This window comes from Micromonospora sp. NPDC048040 (assembly GCF_055587185.1).
Genome location: NZ_JBVJGT010000031.1, coordinates 31,201 through 50,860 on the forward strand (window position 1 = coordinate 31,201; position 19,660 = coordinate 50,860).

Consider the following 19,660-nt stretch of genomic DNA (forward strand, 5'->3'; position numbering starts at 1 on the left):
GTTACGCGCATAATGTTATGCGCATAACTAACCTGTCAAGGAGAGCCCGTGGACTTCGCGTACGCCGACGCCCTCAACCAGGCCATCCGCCTGCTGAGCCTGCGCCACCGGGCCAGGGCCGCCGCGTTGCTGGCCCCGCTCGGCCTGCACCCCGGCCAGGAGGCGCTCCTGCTCGAACTCGACCGGACCGGTCCGAGAATCCAGGCCCAGCTCAGCGAGGCGCTCGGCTGCGAGCCGCCCAGCGTCACGCTCATGACCCGCAAGCTCGAAGCCTCCGGCCACATCCGCCGCGAACCCGCCCCCTTTGACAAGCGCGCCAGCATCGTCGAACTCACCGACAGCGGCAAGGCACTCGCCGACCAGGTCAAGCAGCTATGGCACGCTCTGGCGGAGGAAACCGTGACCGGCCTGCCCGCCCAGACCGTGGCCGAACTACCCGCCATCCTCAACACCATGACCGGCAACGTCGACACCAGGCGCCCGGCCACCCACACAGCCGCCGACACGGTATAGCTGTTCAGACGGTTCGGCTCGTCGCGGTCGCGCCCGTTGCCGCCGCCGGCACCTCCTGGGTCGTCGTCACGCTTTTCGGGGACCGACATCGGACTCTCGCTGTGGGCCCTGCTCGAGCGCCTCTTCCCCGGGACGATCGGCATCCACGGTCTCCTCGAGTACCCGATCCATCACGACACCGACTTCGACACGTTCGAGAACTGGGGCGCGGACGAGGGCGAGTGGTACAACAGCCTGAAGGTCTACGCGGAGGTGATCAAACGACGAGCTGGTGGCCGATCGGGACAACATTCCCTCCGCCTGGACCGACGAAGAGGACGCCCGGCTGAAGCGGATCATCGACGCGGCGTGCACGGCCCAGCGCGGCACCCAGGGTACGGCCGGCTGCGACAACGGCTGCGACACCGGCTTTCGACCCCGAAGGCCCGTGCCGGGGTAGCGCCGCGATCGGTCGCGTAGGAGGGAGGCCGGCATGCTTGACCCATCGACCCCGCCGGCAGCAGGACCGGCGGGCATCCCGCGGCGTCTCGACCGGCCTACCGCGGTACGGCACGGAACCACGCCTCCCGGTCGCCCGGGTCGGGTCCGCGCCGGGGCAAGGTCGGCGGGTCCTCACCGGTGACCGGCGCGTAGTGGTCGAAGGTGGTGGTCAGGACCGCCTCGCCACCGGTGAGGTCGGGAAGAGCGGCAACGACCTGCGGCACCCGGGATGACGGCAGGGTGCCGCTCACCTCGAGGTACCCGCCGGCGACAGCGGTGTCGTGGACCACCGCTCCCAGCCGGCCGAGCAACGCCAGCACCGTCTCCACCGTGTGCTGGGGAAGGTTCACGTCGAACCGCTCGATCGGTTGGCACACCCGGGTACCGGCCCGCCGCAGTGCTGCGGCGACCACGACCGGGGCGAGATTGCGAAAGTCCGCCGCGACGGTCGAAATCGACTTGTCGAACTTTTGGTGCGGCTTGCTTTGCCGAGGCCAGTACCGCGAAGCCATCATGGTGACCACACAGTCGGTGACCGGCCAGCCGTGACGGCCCTGCCGGAGTGCGGCGCGCACGCCCTCTTCGGTGGCGGCCACGAACGCCGGCGGCAGCCGGCCGGGTTCGATACCGGGAAGAAACTCGATGCCGTGCCCGACCGGGGCGGCCTCGATCCGCAACCCGAGCCCGGCCAGATACGGGTTGCCGCGCTCGTGCACCCGCTCCTCGGCTGCTCCGGTGCCGGCGACCCGTTCGATGCAGGCCGTCAGCGTGCCGGAGAAACGCACCCGGACGCCGTACCGTTGCTCCAGGAGGGCGGCGAGCACCTCCTTCTGGACCTCCCCGTGCAGGCGGATCACCGCCTCCGCCTGCTGCTCGTCAAGCCGCAGGTCCACCAGCGGGTCCTCGTCGGCCAGCTCGGCCAGGCCGGCGAACATCGCCAACCGCTGCTCCGGTTCGACCGGCTCGACGACCGCCTGCCGGGTCGGCGGCGGGAACCGGTAGCCGTGCCGCTGCGGCGGGTCCCCGATGTGCTGGCCGATCCGGGCCGACACGCCGCGCACCGCGGCGATCTGGCCGGCGGAGACCGAGGGGCGCACCAGCACGCCTTCGGGCTCGATGACGGCGATCTGGGTCACCGTCTGGGGGCGGGCTCCGCCGAGCTGCACCCGATCCCGTACGCGCAGACGCCCAGACCACAATCGCAGCCAGGCCCGCCGGCCGTGGCCGTCCCGGTCGACGGCGAAGACCGTACCCGCCAGCGGACCGTCCTGTTTCTCACCGCGCGGCAGCAGGTCGGCGAGGAGATGGCACAGCTGCCGTACGCCTGCTCCGGTGATCGCCGAGCCGCACGCCACCGGGGTGAGCTCGGTGCGGCGCACCGCGTTCCGTAGCGCACGCCGGACGTCGCGGACGCGTACCGGCCGGTCCGTCAGCCACCGCGCCGCCACCGCGTCGTCGACCTCCGCGACTGCCTCCAGCACCGGTTCGGCGTCGAGGCCGACGACCCGCACCCGGGCGTCGCGCCCGCCCTGGCCGGTGACCGTGGTGAGCAGGACCGGACGCGCGCCGAGACGCTGGCGTACCTGGGCCATCACCCGGTCGACGTCGGCGCCGCGGCGGTCCACCTTGTTCAGGAAGAACACCGTCGGTACGCCGATGCGGCGCAGCGCCCGCCAGATGGCGACGGTCTGCGGCTGGACCCCCTCGACGCTCGACACCACCAGCACGGCGGCATCGAGCACGGCCAGCGAACGCTCGACCTCCGCGATGAAATCGGGATGGCCGGGGGTGTCCAGCAGGTTGATGCTCAGATCACCGATGACGATCGACGTGACGGCCGCCCGGATGGTGATGCCGCGCCGGCGCTCCAGCTCCATCGAGTCGGTCCGCGTCGTGCCGGCGTCGACGCTCCCGAGCTGGGACACGGCGCCCGCCTCGTAGAGCAGGCGTTCGGTCAGGCTGGTCTTTCCAGCGTCAACATGGGCGACGATTCCGAGGTTCAACAAGGCCAAGGCAGGACTCCACGGTAGGACGGGCAAGGGTCCGGAGCGTGGAAGTTGCTCGCATTGTCACTCCTCGTCACGGCTTGGTGGCTGGGCACCCTGCCCATTCGGTTGCAGGGCGAACAGTTCCAGGTTGCACGGCCGCTGCGACCGCCGCCACCGAATTCGGTCCCGGACGGAGGAACTGTTCGACACCGTCCAGGCCACCCGGAGGTCACTCGGCATCTGACCCGGCGCCGACCATCTCGGGCCCATGCCGGAACTCGCACCCCGGACGATCTCATCTCGTCGCTCCGAGCGCACTGGCTGGCCAGTGCGCTCGGAGCGACCACGCAACGTCCCGGTGTAGCTGGTTGCCGTCGGGCCCTGGTAAGCCGGCCAGGAGATGCTGAACCCTCGCGAGCCGCTCAGACGCGTCCAACGCCGGTCACCCGTCGGCCCACTGTCGGGCCGGAACTCGTGGACGACCTCGATCAGCCCGACGTGCTTGACGGGGCGCTGCCGCTTGCTGAAGGCCGTGTGGGGGTGGGATCATCGCGGCCATGATCGAGAGAATCGAGTCCTCCGTCCACCGGTGAGCGTGACGACCGAGCCTGGACTGCTCGGACCCCAGATCACTTTGTTCGAACACGCTCTACGTCTCCATCAGCAACATCCCGACGGTGTTCTGCCTCGCGACGGTGAGCCGTATCCGGACGAAGAACGTCACCGCTCGCGGCCGTCAACCCGGCGCGCGGGGGATCGACGACTCGACGGAGCCGATGTCGCTGTCATCCTCGACAGTCACTTCAGTCAGCCTGACGCGCAGGCGAGTGAACTTGTCGACGCCTTCCGCGATGCCTACGTCCCAATCCATCGCAACGACCACATCGTTGCCGCGGCGCTGCGCGCGGACCGGCAGCGAGTGCGACAGACCGGCCGGTGGTTGGTGCGGCACAGCACCGACCGCAGCGCCGCCACGGTCGGACTCGCGCTGCTGGCCGCAGACTGGGCCGAGGACGACATCCCGCTGATCCAAACCATCGGTCTGCTGTCGAACCGGTTCGGCCCGTTGGCCGCAGAGGCGTTGCAACGCCGCCGTGGAGGTGCAGAAGCGCTGCTGTGGCTCGCCGAGCGCGTCGCCGGCTGGGGCCGGGTCTACGTCGTCGAGGCGCTATGCCGACAAGGCGCCGCCGGTTTCCGGGCGTGGCTGTTGCGCCATGCCTGCGATGGCGACTACCTCAACGGCTACTTCGCCGGCAAGGTCGCCACCACAGCGCACCTGCACGAAGCGATCACCCGCCCCGATGCTGACGACGAGCTGATCGATCACACCGGCCGGCTCCTGAGGCCCTCACGCCAGTACGCCGGCCTGCCCGACCAAGTTCGATGAGCCAGTATGCCGTGGCTGGCATACCAGGTTGCCACCCAGCGACTTCAACCAATATGGTTGTGGTTCCATGCAAGACATGAGTAGGCGGACGACGTTGAGAGGTGCGCGTGCGTACCGACGTTCACGAGGTTCGGCCGCAATGGCTCACATGGCCCGCAGCGGTAATCGCCGCGGTTTCGTGGATCCTCGGACGCCTCACGGATATCGGACTTTTTGACCTCTTGGTCGTCGCGGCAGTCTCATGGCTAGGCGGCTGCTTATTGACTGGTGCGGCATGTCGTTACCTTGTCCGAACGGAAGAAGTTCCAACAGGCGAGGGGGAAGAACAACGGAAGGTCGGCTAACCACCGATCCGAGGCATCCGCCGGCGACCTCGCCCCTCTGACCTGGGAAGGTTGGACTCTACATAGGAGGAGACAACGCCCCGTTACCTGCCGTCACCACCGAACGTGAGACAGGGTCGTTCGTTTGACAGACCCTCGGGGGAACGGGATGCTGGCGCAGGTTGGTGCCGCGCCGGGGGCACGTCACAGAGCCGTGCAGTGCCATTTGGAACGTTGATCATTGAAGCGACGTATCCGCTGGCGACACCGCGCAACGAGCGGCGGTGAACTGCTCGAGCCCGATGGCGAACCATGCCATCGGACTCGCCTGTTTTAAGTTCGTCTTCAGCGGCTGCAGGTGAACCGCCCCGGATTTTGTAGAGACTTCCCCGCTTGGGAAGGATCGAGAGATGACAGGAACGAAGCCGTATCCGCAGGAGCTGCGGGAGCGGGCGGTGCGGCTGGTCGCGACAGGTGCGGCCGAACTACGAGTCGGACTGGGCGGCGATCACGGCGGTGGCGGCTCGGCTGGGGATCGGCAGGGCCGAGACGTTGCGTAAGGGGGGTCCGTCAGTCGCAGGTCGATGACGGCCAGCGGCCGGGGTGACGTCGGCGGCCGTGACGGCGGCGCCGGGCAGCGGTGTCGCGTAGTTGATGTGTGGACTGGCCGTCGTCGGATCGAGCTGTCAACGCCCGGTACGCCTGCGGACGCCAAGGCTGGTGACCGGTCGAATGTCGGGATCGGCGGGACGCCGTGACCGGTTCACCCGCCGATGTGCAGGACCCGCACCGCAGCGTGCCGTGGCGCCGGGGGGCATGACCGCCCCAGGCACGCTGGTCCAGCCGCACGAGGCCGGGACGCGGGCTACTCAGACTCCAGAAGGCTGACGACTCCTTCAGCCATTCCCTGCGGCGTCGGATAGTCGAAAACGGCCATCGGGCCAAGATCGGCTCCGGTCGCATCGCTGATGAGGGGAACCATCCTGATCGCTGTGATCGAGTCTCCCCCCAGCTCGAAGAAGTTGTCGTCTCGGTGAATTCCCTCGATGCCCAGGGTGCGTTCCCACGCGTCGAGGACGACCTGCAGGACATGGGAGACCTCGAGACTCATTCCGCCACCTCTACGTTCGGCACCCCGACGACCTTGTGATTGTGGTTGAGCGCGAGACTCTGCCGGATCGAGATCATGACCGGGACAGCACGGCTGGGCAGTCGCGCCCTCAAGAACGCGCGCAACACCTCCGGCTCGACCGGCTCGCTCAACACCACCGACAGGCCGACCAGCGTCCCTGCTGGGCCGTCGTACGGCGCGACGTGCGCCTGCTGCACAGCCGGATGCCCGAGCGCCGCGGCCTCGACTTCCTCGGGTGCGATCCGGAGGCCGTTGACGGAGATCTGCCTGTCGAGTCGGCCCGTGATCCTCGGGCCGTCAGCCCGGTCGCCCGCGACAGCACGGTCACCGGTGCGGTACGCGCGATACCCGGGCTCCGCGAGCGGATCGTCGATAAACCGATCAGCGCGACCGCCCGGGCTCACATAACCCAGAGCGAGGTACCGGCTGCGTACGACCACCTCGCCGTCCACGAGGAGCAGTTGGGCGCCGGCGACCCCCTCGCCCACTCCGAGCGTCGTTGCGTCCGACAACGCCGGATCCGGCACGACCCCGCGGCCGAGGATGAAGCACGACGCGATTTGAGGTGTCTCGGTGGCGCCGTAGGCGTTGACCACGACCGAGTCCGTCATCCCCCGAAGTCGCCGCACCAGTCCGACCGGAAGAGGTGCGCCGCCGGAGACCACCAGGCGCAGGTGGTCCAGTCGCGCGGGTCGACCAGCCATCGCCAACTCCAGGAGAGCAGGCGTCGCATGGAGGATGCTGATGCCGGTCGAGTCGATGAATTCGGCGACGGCCCTCGGGTTGCGCAGAACGTCGGCCGGAGGAATCACCAGCGTTCCACCGCTGTGCAGTGGAACCAGGATGTCACGCAGCAGCGGATCATGCCCCAAACCGGACACGAGTGCGACATGGTCATCGGGACCCGGAGTGAACTCGGACAAGTACCACCGCATCGGACCGGCCAGACCCGCAGCCGACACGGCGACCGCTGCCGGGACGCCGGCGCTTCCCGAGGTCATGAGGATGTGACTGCACTCGGGGTGGGCGGGAAGCGCATCGTCGAGCCGAGATAGGCCATCGCGCCGCAGACGCCACCTCGGCCTGACGGCTCGCTCGTTCTGCTCGATCCGCATGCGAGGCAACGTCGTGTCGATGAGTTGCACGCTCACTCCGACCGTCCAGGCGGCGAGCAGCATGATCGGCAGATCCCGATGACGCTCCGCGTGCAACGAGAGAGTCTCCCCCGCCCTGACGCCCGCCCGACGCAGGGAGTCGGCGGTCGCGTCGATCATCGACACGAGCTCACCGTAGGAGGTCGTCCGATCAGGATCGACGATGGCCGGTGCCGAGGGAGTGTGCGCGGCGACTGCACGAACCGGCGCCACCAACAGTTCCGTGAGCACGCTTCAGCCGACCCTTCGAGGACCGTGGACACCGATCTCGGCGTCGTCGCCTGTCGGGGCATCGAACCGACCTGGTGCAACATCTAGCGGGTCGCGACTCGACGAGGAGCGGCCCAGTCCGTCGGGCAGGGGGCCCAGAAACAGGTCCGTGGGCGGATCGGGCGCCAGATAGAAGTGCCCGCCAGGACGGACAACGTGCGCGAACCGTCCATGTGTCAGATCCGCCCACCGAGCGCAATGATCGGGGGTCACATGGGTGTCCGATTCCCCGCTGACCACCAGCAGCTCGCAGCCCAGGCCGGCGCCCGACGGGTGTCGATAGCGCTGGAGCATCGTGTAGTCGGCGCGCAGGTAGGGAAGAACGAGGGCACGAACCCGTGGGTCTGCGAGCAGCTCAGGATCATCCACGGTCCCGCCGAGGGAGACCAGCGCGCGTAGCGCCGCGTCGTCGTTCCACACGTCGAGGCTGGCGACACCGTCGCGTTCGTGCGGCGCTCGCGAGGCGGAGACGACCATGCGCTCGACGGAGTGTCCGAACGACTCCAACAGGCGCGCGACCTCGTAAGCCACGATCGCGCCCATGCTGTGCCCGAACAACGTCGTGGGTTGGGCCGGCGCCGCCCTCAACGACTCGGCCACTTCGGCGGCCATCTCGAGAAGGCTAGTGGCGCAGGGCTCGCGCAGTCGGTCAGCGCGCCCCGGGTACTGCACGGCCACCAGCGCTACGTCCGGGGAGAGTAAGGGCACCCACGAGCGGAAGAAGTTCGCCGACCCTCCAGCGTGCGGGAAGCACACCAGGCGACGGCGAGCTGCCACGTTCGGCGTGAGGGTACGGAGCCACTGGCCGTCACCCATCGCGTCGCTCCCCTGCGGCCGCGACCACCAGACGCCGCAGCTCTTCGAAGCTCGCCACACCGTACACGTCTTCGAACTCCAGTTCGACGCCGTAGGCGGCGCCCACGTCGTCGATGAAGCGGATCAGGTCCAGCGAGTTTCCTCCCGCGTCGAAGAAGCTCTCTCCCGCGCGGGGGGCAGAACCCGTGCGACGCAGCCAGAAGGCCGCGAGGTCCGCACTGCTCGGCTCCTGCGGGGCACCGTCGTCGTGCCCCAGGACACCGACGCTGCCGGCGAGCGCGTCGCGGTCGACCTTGGCGGACCCGGTGAGCGGGAACTCCTCGACGAGCTCGATGTGGTCGGGCACCAGATAGGTCGGGACACGCTCCGCGACCCTCGTACGGATGCCCTTCGCGTCCGTTCCGTCGAGACCGTCGGCGGCTCGGACGAAGGCGACGACCCGGCGCTCGTGTCCCGAGCCGACGGCGACCGCGACCACCTCGGCGACCGCGGGGTCCGATCCGACGGCGGATTCCACCTCGGTGAGGTTGACGCGGACACCTCTGATCTTGACTTCGAGGTCGGCACGACCGTGGAACTCGAGGACGCCGTCCGCACGCCGCGACGCCTTGTCGCCGGTGCGGTAGAGGCGCGCTCCCGGAAGCGAGCTGAAGTGGTCCGCGGTGAACCGCGCGTGGGTCGTCTCCGGGTCCTGGAGGTAGCCGCTGGCCAGGCGGTCACCGCCGACGACGAGGTCGCCCACGACTCCGGGCGCGGTCGGCTGGAACTCGGCATCGACGACATGGGCCGTGGCACCGGCGACGGGAACACCGATGGGCACCGAATCACCCGTCCCGTCCCACTCCTGGAGCCGGAAGGCGGTGCTGATGACGGTGTTCTCGGTCGGCCCGTAGCAGTTGATGATGTCGACGTCCGGGCACAGGGCCTTCGCCGCGCGCGCCTGCCCCACGGGCATGACGTCGCCTCCGACGATCAACCGGCGGAGGCCGGCGAGAGACTCCGGGTATCGCTCGACCATGAGGGCGAACACGGCAGGCGTCAGCACCGCCACCGTCACGCGGTCGTCGCTGAGCAGGTCGGCCGTCGAGCGCAGCGACATTCCGCTCCCCGGGGCGCACAGCACGCCCGCGCCCACGAGGAGAGCCGACCAGATCTCCAACATCGAGGGGTCGAAGGCGAGGGTCGTGTGGACCAGGAAGGTGTCGTCGGCGCTCAAGCGCGTCGGGCTGTCTCGCAGAGCCAAGGCGCACAGGGCACCCTGAGGGACGCACACCCCCTTGGGGTCCCCGGTCGAACCCGACGTGAACAGCACGTAGGCCGTCGCATCGGCCCGGTCGACCGGGATGGCCTCCGGACCCCGGGGTTGCCCCTCTTCCACCAGTTGTCGTAGGTGTCCGCGTGTCGGGGCCGCGACGCCGGAAGGAAGGGAGTACGCGTCGGTCTCCACAACAAGCTGTACGGACGCCGCCGACACCGTCCGTGAGATCCGGTCCACCGGATGCTCGGGCGCCAACGGCACGACGTGGGCTCCCACGATCCACGACCCGAGCATCGCGACGATGCTGTCCCGCGAGCCGACGCCGAGTATCCCGACCGCCGATCCCTGCTCGATGCCTCTGGCCCGCAAGGCCGATGCCACGCGGTTGCTCTCGGACCAGACCTCGGCGAATGTCGCACTACCCAGCGGGTCTTGGACCGCGATCTTGGCGGGGCGCAGGCGCACCTGACGCTCGAACGCCGCCGCGACGCCTTCGAAATGCTCTCCCACTACGAGTCGTCTCCCATGCCGCGACGGTCGAGCAGCCGCTCGACCAACGTGATCTGATCGCCGAGGGTCCGCGCGTCGACAAGGTCCGCCAGCTCGAGGGTCACCGGCAACACCTTCTCCAGCCGGCGAGCGAGACGGATCAGCGTCAGCGAGTCACCGCCCTCGGCCGTGAAGTCATCGGTCGGCCGCGGAGACTGGGTGCCGAGCAACTCGGCCCACGCCGCGCGCACCTCCTCGGCGGGGGTGCGCCCGGCGGGTTCGGCGATGCGCCCCTCGGCCAGGTGCTGTTCGGAGAGAGGCACCGCTGTCTCGACAGCTAGCTCTGCCTCGGGTGCGACGTGTCTCGGGCTGCCGGCGAAGGTGGAGCCGGGAAGGTGCACCCGCCGACCAGGCGGAGCGAGGACAGCGAGATCGACGGGCAGTCCCTGTGCCCAGAGTGCTGCCACCGTTCGTGCGGGGGCGTCATCGTCCTCGTGCGCGGTGCCCGTCAAGGGCAGGCAATCGATCCCGGCAGCCGCGGCCAGTCCGGACAGGGCGCGCCCGGGCCCGATCTCGACAGCCATCGCGTCGGGGAAGGTGCGGGCGATCGTGGCCAAGCCGTCGCCGAACCGCACCGTGCCCCTGGCGCTCCTGGCGAACATGTCGAGCCGGCGCCGCGAGCCCCGCTCGATCATCACGCCGTCCAAGCAGCTCAGGAAGGGGATCTCGATCTCGTCGCCCCAGTCATCACCCGCGTGCACGAGGAGATCGTTCACTGCGGGCTCCATCAGCCGGCTATGGAAGGCGTGGGAGGTCCGCAGGCGTTTTCCGGTGAGCCCACCAAGGTGACGCTCGACCTCGTCCACCGCCAGGTCGGTGCCGCTCAACACGTGTTCGCGCGGACCATTCACCGCCGCCAGCTCCACGCGGCCACCCGACGCCTCGATGAGCTCCCCGGCCTCGGCCACCGAGCATCTGACCGCCAGCATGGATCCCGGCGGACAGTCCTGCATCGACCGGCCGCGCAGGGCGATCAGGCTCGCCGCCTGCTTCAGATCCAGCATTCCGGCTATGCAGGCCGCCGTCACCTCACCCACACTGTGGCCCGCCAACGCGCTGGGGCGCAGTCCGAACTGCTCCAATGCCCTTGTCGCGGCGTACTCGAGGGCGAACAGGCACGGCTGCGCCAGCGAGGTGTCCCGCATCTGGTCATCGGGGAAATGATGATCCGTCATGGCCGCGCGAACCCGGTCGGCCAGCGCGGCGTCGAAGTAGTGCAGACATTGTTCGAGGTAGTCGTCGAACCCGGGCAGGGACCGCCGGAAAGGCGTGGCCATTCCGGGACGCTGACTTCCTTGTCCAGGAAAGAGAAAGATCAGGGGGCGCATCGCTCCGGTTCGCGACTGTCCTCGCGCGACGCCGCGACCGGTGCGCAGTTGTTGTGCCGCATGCGCCGCGCTGCGCGCGACCAAGGCGAGTCGCTCGATCTGCGGAGCCCGCCCGACTCGCAGCGTGAAGGCGACGTCGGCGAGCCCCTGGTCGCTGTCTTCCAGATGCCGGGCCAAGCGCTCGGCATCGCGCTCGAGTGCGTCCTGACGACCGGACGACTGGACGATCACCCTGAGCCGCTCGTCGCCGGAGTGCGGTGCCGGTGGCCGGACGGACGGGGGCTGTTCAACGACGACGTGCGCGTTCGTTCCCCCGATGCCGAACGAGCTGACACCCGCGCGGCGTGGTTCGGGACCTGACCAGGGCTGCGCTTCCAAGGGGACGTGCAGGGGCGAGGCGGCCGTGCCGAGTAGGGGGTTGAGCCTGCGGAAGTTCGCCACGGGAGGTATGCGCGCATGACTTAGCACCAGCATGGCCTTGACGAGTCCGGCAAGACCGGCGGCGGCGTCGAGATGCCCGATGTTGGCCTTGACCGCGCCCACCGCGACCTGTCCGTCCGGGACGCCCGCCTCCTTCAGGACGGTCGTCGCGGCCGACCACTCGATCGAGTCGCCCACCCGCGTCCCTGTGCCATGGGTTTCCAGGTATCCGAGGCTGGTCGCCCGCACATCCGCGGAAACGAGCGCCGACCGGATCGCGTCCGCCTGTCCCCGTGCGGCGGGCGCGCTGAACCCCGCTTTGGCGGCTCCGTCGTTGTTCACGGCCGAGCCGAGGAGCACGCCGTGCAACGCGATCTCGTCGCCGACGTCGACGAAGCGGCGCAGCACGACGGCCAGGACACCCGAACCACCGACCACGCCGGTCGCGTCCACGTCGAACGGGCGGCACTCCCCGTCCTTCGACATGATCCCGCCGCTGCTGTACCGGTGGCCCGCCGCCGGCCACCCCAGGGAAGCGGCCACCACCACCGCTTGATCGCAGTCGCCGTTGGTCAGCGCCTGGATCGCGAGATGCACCGCCACCAGCGATGAGGAGCAGGCGGTCGAGACCGCCATCGCAGGCCCGTGGAGGCCGAGCCGGTACGCGATCCGAGTGGCCATGAAGTCGCGCCCGGTGCCGATGTCGATCCGTTCGACGACATCGGGATCGAGATCCGGCCTGCGCAGCATCTGTGCCGCGTAGCGGCTGGGACTCGACGAGGCGAAGACCGCGGTGCGGAGCTGGTCCTCCAGCGGATTGCGTCCGGCGTCCTCCAGCGCCGACCAGGTCGCCTCCAGCATGAGTCGGTGCTGGGGATCGGTCAGCTGCGCCTCGCGAGCGCTCATGCCGAAACGCTCGGCGTCGAAGCGGTCGATGTCGGCGATCAAGCCGCGCACGGGGACATAGTCCGGGGCCTCGGAGACGCTCGGTGCGACGCCGGCCGCGAGCAACTGCGCGGGGTCGAGCCGAGTGGTGAGCGCCTCCCCTCTGCACACGGCGGCCCACCAGGCATCGAGGTCCGCCGGCCCGGGAAGCCTCGCGGAGACACCCGTCACGGCGATGTCGAGCGACCGATCCCTCACTGGGCGCCCTCGCCACGCCCTCGTCGGGCACGACCGGCAGCCGCGAGTCTGGCCTGTCGCGGATCGACCACGGGGCTGACCTCAGCCGTGCCGGTGAGGCGACCGAACGCCGCGCTCTGCGCCGCCACCGTGGTGGCCGAGAAGAGCTCGACGATGTCGATGGTGATGTCGAGACGATCCTCGATTTCCGCTTGGAGGAGGGGAACCAGCAGTGAATGCCCTCCCGCGTCGAAGAAGTTCACGTCGTGGGCGACGGTCGGGACTTCCAGCACCTCGCACCACGCGGCATGGATCGCGGCCAGTGCGTCGCCGTGTGCCTCCGACGCCACGGCGGTGCGGTCGGCATCGCCTGCCGAGCTGCTCCGGAGCGCCATGAGGGCATCTCGATCCACCTTGCCGCGCGACGTCCGCGGCAGCCGGTCGACACGGTGAAGGACGCTGGGCACCATGACCGGTGGCAGCAGCTCCCCGAGCCGCGCGCGAAGCGACTCGACGTCGCGGTCGCCGTCGAGGACCAGAAACGCCTCCAACGTGGCGCCGTTCGGTGCCACGAGCACCGCGATGTCCACCACGCCCTGCAGCGAGCGCGTCGACGACTCGACCGCCCCGAGGTCGACACGATGTCCACGCAGCTTGACGATCTGGTCGCGGCGCCCCAAGATGCTCAGCCCGCCGTCGTCATTCCAGCGGACCCAGTCCCCGGTCCGATACATCCGGGACTGCTCCTGCGCGAAGGGATCGCGGACGAACACCCGGTCGGTGAGTTCCGGCTTGCCCAGATAGCCTCGAGCGACGCGCTCACCGCCGACGTACAGTTCACCCACGGCGCCTCTCGGCATCAGGTTGCCGTGCCGGTCGAGGACGTAGAGGTGCGAGCCGGGTGCGGGCCCGCCGATGTCGACGCGATCGCCGGGCCGCAGACGGCGGAACGTGCTCCAGACAGTCGTTTCCGTCGGGCCGTACTCGTTGACCAGATCGGCGTCGGGATGCCAGGCGAAGTGCTGGGCCGATGTTGCGCCGGGAAGCGACTCGCCGGCGAGGATGACGGTGGACAGCGACTTCGCGGGATCGATGGCGTCCCGTTCGGCCGCGTCCAGCACGGAGGCGTAGAGCGCCGGGACACTGAGCATGGTCGTCACCGAGTGACGGCGAATGATCTCGAGGATCCGGCGTGGGTCCCTGATCTCGTCGGCCTCGGCGACGACGAGGCATCCGCCAGCCGACAGCGTGCCCCACAGTCCAGCCATCGAGGAGTCGAACGACAGCGGTGAGAGCAGAAGGAACGTGTGCGTTCCGGGGTAGGTCATGTGGCGCGCCGCCGTCGAGTTCGCCAGTGAGGCGTGCTCCACCACCACGCCCTTGGGCTCCCCGGTCGTCCCCGACGTGTAGATCACATACACGGCGTCCTCGGGCCGAGCCTCGGGCAGAGTCACGTGGGACGCGTCGTGGCCGGCGTCGTGCCGCGGCTGAACGGCGGTGACACCCGGGATGTCCGTCGACTCGGTGACCAGCAGGTCGACCCCGGCGTCGTCTAGGACCGCCCGGATGCGCGCCTGCGGATCGTTCGGGTGGAGGGGCACATACGTACCTCCCGCACGCAGCACGGCGAGTACCGCCACCACCGCATCCACCGACGGGGACAAGTGCACGCCGACCCGGGTCTGACGACCGACACCATGACCGTGCAGGACGTGGGCCAGGGCCAGAGAGCGCCGTGCCAGCTCGGAGTACGTGAGCGAGTTCGCTCCGGCCACCACGGCCGTCCTGTCCGGCCACCGGCCGGCCACGTCGACCACCTGCTCGTGGATGGGTCGGAGGTCGCCCACCACGCCGGCTCCCCGCCCCAGTGCCAAGAGGTGGCGGCGCTCCTCGGCCGAGACGACGAGCTCGTTCCGAGCATCATCCGACTCGGCGAACCGTTGCAGGACCGATCGCACGCTGTTCAGCAGGCGGCGGATGTCCTCCTCGGCGTGACGCTCCCGCCGGAAGACCGCGACGAGCTCGGCCGCGTTGCCGCCTTCGCGCAGCGTCAACGTGAGCTCGTACTGCGCGATCCGTGTTGGCAGGTCAAGGGGCTGCACCGTCACGCCGGCGACGTCCGGGATCGCCCGGGTGGGCTCGAAGTTGAACAGCACCTGGAACACCGGAGTCGTGCCGGCGTCGGCACCCCGATGAACGCGGCGCACCAGCTGGTCGAAGGGGATCGCCCGATTGGCGTACGACCTGAGCAGACTGGCGTGGGCTCCCCGCACGAGATCGGCGACAGAGGCACCTGCGAGATCGCGCAGGCGCACCGGCACAGGGTTGACGAACGTGCCGGTCGTGTCCGCGAAACGAGCGGAGCGCGTGTCCATCGACGCGCCGATCAGGAGGCTTTCCGTGTCGCGGTATCGGCTCAGCGTCAGCGCGAATGCCGCCAGTCCCACTACGTGTGGCGTGGTGCGACGACTTCGCGCGAGATCGCGGATCGCCGACCACGCCTCAGGGGACAGCCTCTCCCTTACGGTGCCGGCATTCTTGTCCTGCGACAGGCTCTGCAATGGCAGCCCCAGAGGCGTGGATTCGTCCTCCTCCTCGTCGAGACGAAGCTCCTCGACCCAGCGGTCGATGCGGGAAGGATCAGGAGACTCGGCCGCCTCTTCCTCGATGTAGTCGCGATAGGACGGGCCCGCCGGCGAGCCGGACCGGCCGTCGTAGCTGGCGAACAGGTTGTCGATGACGATGTCAAGCGATCGGCCGTCCAGCACCGCGTGGTGGGCGCTGAGGACCAAGACGTGTTCCTGGGACCCGAGCCGCAGGAGCGCCAGGTCGGCCAAGGGCTCCTTGTCCAGCATAAACACCCGGCCGACCGCTGATTCCAACTCCAGCTGGAGTTGCTCGGGAGCGACCACGCGAATGGACATGTCCATGTCGTCGACAGGCCAGTAGTCGCGACTCGGCTCGGCTGACGAGTCCAATAAGCGAAGTCGCAACTCATCATGGTTGACCAACACGCTCCGCCAGGCTGCGGCGAGATTCCCGGTGTCGACGGCACCGATCAAACGGGCCGCCCACACCACGGTGAACTCGGCGCTGGAGGAATCGACTTTGTAGGCAAACCACATTCGGCCCTGCGCTGACGAGAGCGCAGGGAGGCTCTTCGAGACCACCTTTTGACCCCCCGAGTTGCGCGAGTGCTCACGTTGCTGGCCAGTGTGAGGTCGCGGAGCGAACTCTAGCCTCTGCCCCACCGAAGGTACAGACCGTACTCGCGGAATCCACATTGATCGCCGCTGACTCGTGTCGCCGGCCGTTCGCCTCGGTATCCTCGTCAGGGATGTGCCCCCGGCCCGAGGTGTCTTTCGACGAACTCATGTTCTCGGAGCAGGGCGTCGACCACGTTGTCGGGGTTGCTGAGCCCGTGACCTTCTCCTTCGTACGTCACGAGCTGGACGGGAGTGCCGACGCGTCGGAGCTCGTCCGCCAGCCTGCCCGATTGGGAGTGCGGAACGATCGCGTCGTCGCGTCCGTGAATGAGAAGCGTGGGGGTACGCAAGTTGCCGACGTCGGTCAGTACGGAGCGACGCTCGTACTCCGCTCGACCGGCGGGCCAGGGAGCGATCAGCCCGTCCAGATAGCGTGACTCCATCTTATGGGTGTTGTCCGGCAGCGCACTGGGATCGACCACGCCGCACAAACTGGTCACGGCCGCGAAGTCGGGCACGCTCTGCGCCGCTCGCAGAGCTGTGAGGCCACCGGAACTGAGGCCGCGGATCGCGATCCGACGAGGGTCGACCCTGCCCTGCGCGACGAGGTGGCGGGCGGCGCTGATCGAATCGGCGACGTCGAGATGACCCCACTGGTGCCGGATGGCCTGCCGATAAGCGCGACCGTGCCCCGCACTTCCGCGATAGTTGACCTCCACCACCGCGTAGCCTCTGCTGGTCCAGAACTGCACCCAACCGTTGAGCACCCCGGTAAAGCTCACCGTCGGTCCACCGTGGCACGAAACGATGAGCGGCGGCAGGCTGCCGCCTGTTGGCGGCTCGTAGTAGATCGCGTAGGCGAACGAGTCGTCGTGGGTCGGGAACCTCAGGCGTTCGGGCATGCTGATGCCATCAGGACGTCTGGCCGAGGCGCCGCGCAGCAGCCGCAGGTTTCCATCGGACAGCTCGGACACTTCGATCGGCTGGACGGCGGATCCGCCGAGGATGGTGACGTCGCTGCCCGAGCCCGCCACACCCTCGACCACCCACGTCGGGCCGGGCAGGATCTCGAGCGGCCCGCGTCGAGTGATCCGGCAGACCACGTCCCCGCTAGCGTTCCGAGCGGCGGCTAAGATGCTGTCGTCGTCCAGGAACGCGTAGGTGGCCAGTCCGCAGGACCAGTCGGGTCGACCGAACTCCGCCGGCATCGGAGCCAAGGCGCGCAGGGTGTCGTCGACCCCGTCGGCCGCGTACAGATTCCACCAGCCGCTCTCGTCGTGGATCACGTGCAGGACGCCGGCGGGGCTGTAGCGGGGTTGGGTGAAGGAGACCCCGGGTCGCCCGTCGATGACGACGTCGCCCGCCGGTCCGACCTCACGAAGCACCGACTGGTCCCAAGGCATGTAAGGATGGTCCCAAGCCACGTAGGCGATTCTGCTGCCGTCGGGGCTGACCGCGGGCGCGCCGTAGAAGTCGTGGCCCGATGCGACCACCTCGATCCGCCCACGCCCGTCCGTCGTGACCGAGACGATGTCATGACTCACGCCCGTCGCGAGCTCCCGTTCGCGGACCGCGTAGAGAAGGCTGCCATCAGGGCTGGGCGCTGGGGCGGCGTAGTGGGTCACCTCGTCGGTCGGCGGTGAGAGCACGGTGACTTCACCTCCCGGCGACCAGCGGTACAACAGCTGATCGCGGGCGCCGACGAAGAAGATCGTGCGCCCGGAGACGACGTAGGGGCGAGACCCGTAGCCGTAGACGCTGGACCTCACCCGGATGTCATCCGGCAGCGCGGGACGCGTTCCGCCTGTGCCGTCGGAGCACATGAGACGACCCGGAGCCCCGGAGTCCCGATCGGTCTCCACCCAGTACGACCGGCTTCCGACTCTGCTCACGAAACTCAGGTCACGCATGCCACGGACCAGGTCCAAGGCGGGAAAGGGGTTGCGGCTCGCCTCAGCCGCCGGAGGGGGAGAGTTCATCAGATGACCGACGTTAACAGACGTGAGAGGCGGACAGCCCGCGCGGACTCTACAGTGGATCGCCGGTCGGTGGATACGCGCTGTTCTCGGGCTGAACAGGTGCGCGCTGTCGAGTAGAGTGCGTACGCGCTGCGACGAGCAGCGCAGGGACCAGGAGAGGAGACCGCTCGGCATGCAGCTCTTCCCCTCACCCGATCTCGCCGATCCGCGGTTCTTCACCCAGACCGCCCATCTCGAGCTGTGGCAACGCGCTCGCCGCGAGCATCCGCTGCAATGGGTCGAGTCGGACACACAGGGGCCGTTCTGGTCCGTCACCACGCATGCCCTGGCCACGCGGATCCTGGAGGATCCGAGCACCTTCACATCGACTCGTGGCATGAGGTTGGGCGCTCGACCCGCGGGCGTGGCCGCCGCCGCGGATCGCATGCTGGTCGTGGCCGACGGACAAGCTCACGCGCGCCTCCGTGGCGCGCACGCGCCCTGGTTCACCAGCAAGAACGTCAAGCTGGTCGGCGAAGCCCTGTCCGGCCACCTGGACGCCCTGCTGCGACCTCTGACCACGGGCGAGCCCGTCGACATCGTCGACGTGTTGGCGGACGCCGTGCCCACCTATGTGATGGCCGAGATGCTCGGCACCGATTTGGATGAGACGCACGAGCTGAGCAGGCAGGTGCGCACCAGCTTCGACGATTCGTCTGGGCCTGCGGACATTCAGGATCCAGCCGAGCACGCCGCCGCCAGCGCCCAGGTGTTCGCGTACTTCTACAAGTTGGTGCGCGCACGGCGGGCGTGTCCCGGCGATGATGTCGTCAGTCATCTCATGAGACCTCTGGCCGACGGCACACAACTGACGAGCCAAGAGCTGTTGCTCAACTGCGACGGCCTGGTCAATGGAGGGCTGGGCACTTCCCGGCACGCGGTGTCGGGAACCGTCGAGGCGTTCGCGCGCCACCCGGACCAGTGGGCGAGACTTCGCGAGAACCCCTCTCTCCTGAGCGGCGCTGTCGAAGAGGTCCTGCGGTGGGCCTGTCCACCGATGCACGTGATGCGCACGGCGACGACGGATGTCGAGCTGGCGGGTAAGAAGATCGCAACCGGGGACAGGGTCGTGGTCTGGCTGCCCTCATGCAACCGCGACGAGGCGGTTTTCACCGAACCGGACTCGTTCAGGATCGAGCGACGACCGAACCCGCACCTCAGCCTCGGCGCGGGTCCCCACTACTGCATCGGGGCGGCCGTGGGACGCCTCGAGATTCGTGTGCTTCTGCAGGTGATGCTTGCCAGGATCGAGCGCCTCGAACTGTGCGGTGAGGCCGCCCGAAGTGCCTCCTCCTTCCTGAACGGGGTCGACCGGCTCGAAGTCCGAATGATCCCGCTGTCTGCCCAGCCGTGATCGGTTCCGAGTCTTCCCGGCTCGCTCTGCTCGCGGATCCCGGTTGTCATCCTCGCCGGACGATGGGCCGCCGCGTTGCACCCCCGTCATCGCCGCGCATCCGGACGTCGACGTTGACGTGCAACGGTTCCACTGACCGGGTTCGAAGACGACAACGGTGTCCCGGCAGCGCACCGTGGGATACCCCGGATCGCGATAGCATCCGTTCGGACCGGCCGGCGCCCGCGGATCGAGGTGCCACAAGCTTTCGAGCACGGACCCGTTCGGGGGTGTCTTGGGATGCGGGATCTGCCAGAGCCAGTCGGTGACCCCGACTCCAGATCAGCCACCCGCTTTCTGCTG

General features: G+C 68.7%; 12 protein-coding genes and 1 pseudogene. 5 read left to right on the top strand and 8 right to left on the bottom strand.

The window, feature by feature from the left end:
* Window positions 1-48: 48 nt before the first annotated feature.
* The gene (locus ACZ6O2_RS24545; protein WP_466024436.1) at window positions 49-513 is read left to right on the top strand and encodes a MarR family winged helix-turn-helix transcriptional regulator; all 465 of its coding nucleotides are present in this window, start codon (window positions 49-51) and stop codon (window positions 511-513) included.
* A gap of 271 nt (window positions 514-784) precedes the next feature.
* The gene (locus ACZ6O2_RS24550; protein WP_466024437.1) at window positions 785-952 is read left to right on the top strand and encodes a hypothetical protein; all 168 of its coding nucleotides are present in this window, start codon (window positions 785-787) and stop codon (window positions 950-952) included.
* A 97-nt stretch (window positions 953-1,049) separates the two neighbouring features.
* On the opposite strand, the gene ACZ6O2_RS24555 is transcribed toward ACZ6O2_RS24550, so the two are convergent.
* Window positions 1,050-3,005 (bottom strand): GTP-binding protein, encoded by a 1,956-nt coding sequence (locus ACZ6O2_RS24555; protein WP_466024438.1) that lies wholly within the window; start codon window positions 3,003-3,005, stop codon window positions 1,050-1,052.
* 565 nt (window positions 3,006-3,570) lie between these two features.
* Between ACZ6O2_RS24555 and ACZ6O2_RS24560 the strand changes: the two genes are divergently transcribed.
* Window positions 3,571-4,368, top strand: coding sequence for a hypothetical protein (locus ACZ6O2_RS24560; protein ID WP_466024439.1), 798 nt, complete (start codon window positions 3,571-3,573; stop codon window positions 4,366-4,368).
* 733 nt (window positions 4,369-5,101) lie between these two features.
* Window positions 5,102-5,295 (top strand): annotated as a pseudogene (locus tag ACZ6O2_RS24565) (IS3-like element ISMyma3 family transposase); the annotation flags it as partial.
* A 261-nt stretch (window positions 5,296-5,556) separates the two neighbouring features.
* Here the strand turns inward: ACZ6O2_RS24565 and ACZ6O2_RS24570 are convergent.
* Genes ACZ6O2_RS24570 through ACZ6O2_RS24600 form a run of 7 tightly spaced genes read right to left on the bottom strand, consistent with a single transcriptional unit; the run spans window position 5,557 to window position 17,715 of the window.
* A complete protein-coding gene (locus tag ACZ6O2_RS24570) occupies window positions 5,557-5,802 on the bottom strand; it encodes an acyl carrier protein (RefSeq protein WP_350709699.1) in 246 nt (81 codons plus the stop codon).
* Window positions 5,799-7,208 carry an AMP-binding protein gene (locus tag ACZ6O2_RS24575; protein ID WP_466024440.1) on the bottom strand — a complete coding sequence of 470 codons (1,410 nt, stop codon included), beginning with the start codon at window positions 7,206-7,208 and terminating at the stop codon, window positions 5,799-5,801. Before ACZ6O2_RS24575 ends, ACZ6O2_RS24570 begins: the two co-directional genes overlap by 4 nt.
* 3 nt (window positions 7,209-7,211) lie before the next feature.
* Window positions 7,212-8,063 (bottom strand): thioesterase II family protein, encoded by an 852-nt coding sequence (locus ACZ6O2_RS24580; protein ID WP_466024441.1) that lies wholly within the window; start codon window positions 8,061-8,063, stop codon window positions 7,212-7,214.
* Window positions 8,056-9,831, bottom strand: coding sequence for a non-ribosomal peptide synthetase (locus ACZ6O2_RS24585; protein ID WP_466024442.1), 1,776 nt, complete (start codon window positions 9,829-9,831; stop codon window positions 8,056-8,058). Before ACZ6O2_RS24585 ends, ACZ6O2_RS24580 begins: the two co-directional genes overlap by 8 nt.
* Window positions 9,831-12,761, bottom strand: a complete 2,931-nt coding sequence (locus ACZ6O2_RS24590) for a type I polyketide synthase (protein WP_466024443.1) — start codon at window positions 12,759-12,761, stop codon at window positions 9,831-9,833. Before ACZ6O2_RS24590 ends, ACZ6O2_RS24585 begins: the two co-directional genes overlap by 1 nt.
* Window positions 12,758-16,024, bottom strand: coding sequence for a non-ribosomal peptide synthetase (locus tag ACZ6O2_RS24595; protein ID WP_466024444.1), 3,267 nt, complete (start codon window positions 16,022-16,024; stop codon window positions 12,758-12,760). Before ACZ6O2_RS24595 ends, ACZ6O2_RS24590 begins: the two co-directional genes overlap by 4 nt.
* A 47-nt stretch (window positions 16,025-16,071) precedes the next feature.
* Complete coding sequence (locus ACZ6O2_RS24600; RefSeq protein ID WP_466024445.1) at window positions 16,072-17,715, bottom strand: S9 family peptidase; 1,644 nt, start codon at window positions 17,713-17,715, stop codon at window positions 16,072-16,074.
* A gap of 382 nt (window positions 17,716-18,097) precedes the next feature.
* Here ACZ6O2_RS24600 and ACZ6O2_RS24605 point away from each other — a divergent pair, with 382 nt between their 5' ends.
* Window positions 18,098-19,318, top strand: a complete 1,221-nt coding sequence (locus ACZ6O2_RS24605; protein ID WP_466024446.1) for a cytochrome P450 — start codon at window positions 18,098-18,100, stop codon at window positions 19,316-19,318.
* Window positions 19,319-19,660 lie beyond the last annotated feature (342 nt).